Origin of the sequence: Oceanobacter sp. 1_MG-2023, assembly GCF_030689025.1 — a bacterium.
In the GTDB taxonomy this organism is placed as follows: domain Bacteria; phylum Pseudomonadota; class Gammaproteobacteria; order Pseudomonadales; family Oceanobacteraceae; genus Oceanobacter.
On the sequence record NZ_JAUYWA010000047.1, the window covers coordinates 1 to 3,323 of the forward strand.

General features: G+C 53.8%; 1 protein-coding gene. It reads left to right on the top strand.

Going from position 1 to position 3,323, the window contains the following annotated elements; translation table 11 throughout:
* Positions 1–3,323: cadherin repeat domain-containing protein (locus Q8W22_RS16500; RefSeq protein ID WP_305453089.1), on the top strand; the 3,323-nt coding region annotated here is incomplete at both ends.

The following is a 3,323-nucleotide window of genomic DNA, read 5'->3' on the forward strand; positions in this document are numbered from 1 at the left end:
GCGGGTTTACAAGATAGCCAAGCCGTGACGCTGGATGTGAATGATCTGGATGAGTCAGGACCGGTATTTAACTCCGGCACGTTGGCAGATGCCATTGACGAAAACTCTGGTGCCAGCTCGGTTATTTACACAGCCACAACCAATGACGCGACGGCGGTTTATAGCCTCTCGGGGGCTGATGCTGCTTTGTTTAGCATTAACTCGGCCACGGGTGAAGTCACTTTGTTGGCCGATGCCGACTACGAAACCAAACCAAACTACAGCTTTACTGTCACCGCTACCGATGGGGCGGGTAACCATACCGATCAAACCGTCACCTTGGCGGTCAATAACCTGGATGAAGCAGCGCCAAGCATTACTTCTGGCGCTACGGCCACTGCGATCGCTGAAAACTCAGGTGCTGGGCAAGTGGTGTATACCGCTGTTGCTGATGACTCTGCTGATATTTCTGATGGCGTAACGTTTAGCCTTGGCGGCACTGACGCGGCTTACTTCACCATTGATACCAATACTGGCGAAGTGACTCTAAAAGCTGATGCTGACTATGAAACCAAGTCCAGCTACAGCTTTACCGTCACCGCCACCGATGGGGCGGGTAACTTTACCAATCAGACCGTCACTCTGGCGGTCAACAACCTGGATGAAGCAGCGCCGACGATTACGTCTGGCGCTACGGCTACTGCGATCGATGAAAACTCTGGTGCTGGGCAAGTGGTGTATACCGCCACCGCTGATGACTCTGCTGATATTTCGGACGGCGTAACGTTTAGCCTCAGTGGTACTGATGCGGCTTACTTCACCATTGATACCAATACTGGCGAAGTGACTCTAAAAGCTGATGCTGACTATGAAACCAAGTCCAGCTACAGCTTTACTGTCACCGCTACCGATGGAGCGGGTAACTTTACCAATCAGGCCGTTACCCTGGCGGTCAATAACCTCGATGAAGTCGCACCGACGATTACGTCTGGCGCTATGGCTACTGAGATCGATGAAAACTCTGGTGCCGGGCAAGTGGTGTATACCGCCACTGCTGATGACTCTGCTGATATCTCTGATGGCGTCACCTTCAGTCTGTCAGGAGACGATGCGGCGTACTTCTCGATTGATGCTAGCACCGGTGAAGTCACCTTATTGGCCGACGCTGATTACGAAACCAAGTCCAGCTACAGCTTTACCGTCACCGCGACTGATGGGGTTGGTAACTTTACCGACCAAATCGTTACCCTGGCAGTCAATAATCTGGATGAAGCAACGCCAAGCATTACATCTGGCGCGACGGCCACCTCGATCGATGAAAACAGCGGTGCCGGGCAAGTGGTGTATACCGCCACCGCGGATGACTCCGCAGATATCTCTGATAGCGTCACTTTCAGTCTGTCGGGTGCAGATGCAGCGTACTTCAGTATCAACTCAGCCACCGGCGAAGTCACCTTATTGGCCGACGCTGATTACGAGACCAAACCAAGCTACAGCTTTACCATCACCGCCACCGATGGTGCCGGACACTTCACTGATCAAACTGTCACCCTGGCGGTGAATAACCTGGATGAAGTGGGGCCTGTATTTACCTCTGGCACATTGGCGGATGCCATTGATGAAAACTCCGGTGGGAACGCGGTGATTTACACCGCGACCACGGACGACGCGGCAGTGGTTTATTCGTTGTCTGGTACAGATGCGTCACTGTTCAGCATCAACTCAGCCACCGGCGAAGTGACTTTGTTGGCCGACGCCGATTACGAAACCAAGTCCAGCTACAGCTTTACCGTCACCGCCACCGATGGGGCTGGTCACTTCACTGATCAGACCGTGACACTAGCGGTCAATAACCTCGATGAAGCAGCGCCAAGCATTACATCTGGCGCGACGGCCACTGCTATCGATGAAAACAGCGGTGCTGGGCAGGTGGTGTATACCGCCACCGCGGATGACTCCGCTGATATTTCTGATGGTGTGACTTTCTCGCTCTCAGGCGACGATGCAGCGTATTTCAGCATCAATTCAGCCACTGGCGAAGTCACCTTGTTGGCGGATGCCGATTACGAAACCAAACCAAGTTACAGCTTTACTGTCACCGCTATCGACGGAGCGGGTAACTTTACCAATCAGACCGTGACGCTGGCGGTCAATGATCTGGATGAGTCAGGACCGGTATTTAACTCCGGGACTCTGGCAGATGCCATTGATGAAAACTCTGGCGCCAGCTCGGTTATTTACACCGCAGCGACCGATGACGCGACAGCGGTTTATAGCCTCTCGGGTACAGATGCGTCACTGTTCAGCATCAACTCAGCCACCGGTGAAGTCACCTTGTTGGCGGATGCGGATTACGAAACCAAGTCCAGCTACAGCTTTACCGTCACCGCGACTGATGGGGTTGGTAACTTTACCGACCAAATCGTTACCCTGGCAGTCAATAATCTGGATGAAGCAACGCCAAGCATTACATCTGGCGCGACGGCCACCTCGATCGATGAAAACAGCGGTGCCGGGCAGGTGGTGTATACCGCGATCGCTGATGACTCTGCTGATATTTCCGATGGTGTGAGTTTCTCGCTCTCTGGCGACGATGCTGCGTATTTCAGCATCAACCCAGCCACCGGTGAAGTCACCTTATTGGCCGACGCTGATTACGAGACCAAACCAAGCTACAGCTTTACTGTCACCGCCACCGATGGGGCGGGTAACCACACGGACCAAGCCGTTACGCTGGCGGTCAATAACCTCGATGAAGTGGCGCCGACGATTACCTCTGGTGATACCGCCACTGCCATCGATGAAAACAGCGGTGCTGGGCAGGTGGTGTATACCGCTACCGCTGATGACTCCGCAGATATCTCTGATGGTGTGACTTTCTCGCTCTCAGGCGACGATGCCGCGTATTTCAGCATCAACTCAGCCACCGGTGAAGTCACTTTGTTGGCGGATGCCGATTACGAGACCAAGTCCAGCTACAGCTTTACCGTCACCGCCACCGATGGAGCCGGTCACTTCACTGACCAGACCGTCACTCTGGCGGTTAATGATCTGGATGAAGTCGCACCGACGATTACCTCTGGTGATACCGCCACCTCGGTCGATGAAAACTCTGGTGCCGGGCAAGTGGTGTATACCGCCATTGCGGATGACTCTGCTGATATTTCTGATGGCGTCACCTTCAGTCTGTCAGGCGACGATGCAGCGTATTTCTCGATCGATGCCAGCACCGGTGAAGTCACCTTGTTGGCGGATGCTGATTACGAAACCAAACCAAGCTACAGCTTTACTGTTACAGCCACCGATGGGGCCGGTAACCACACGGACCAAGCCGTCACCTTGGC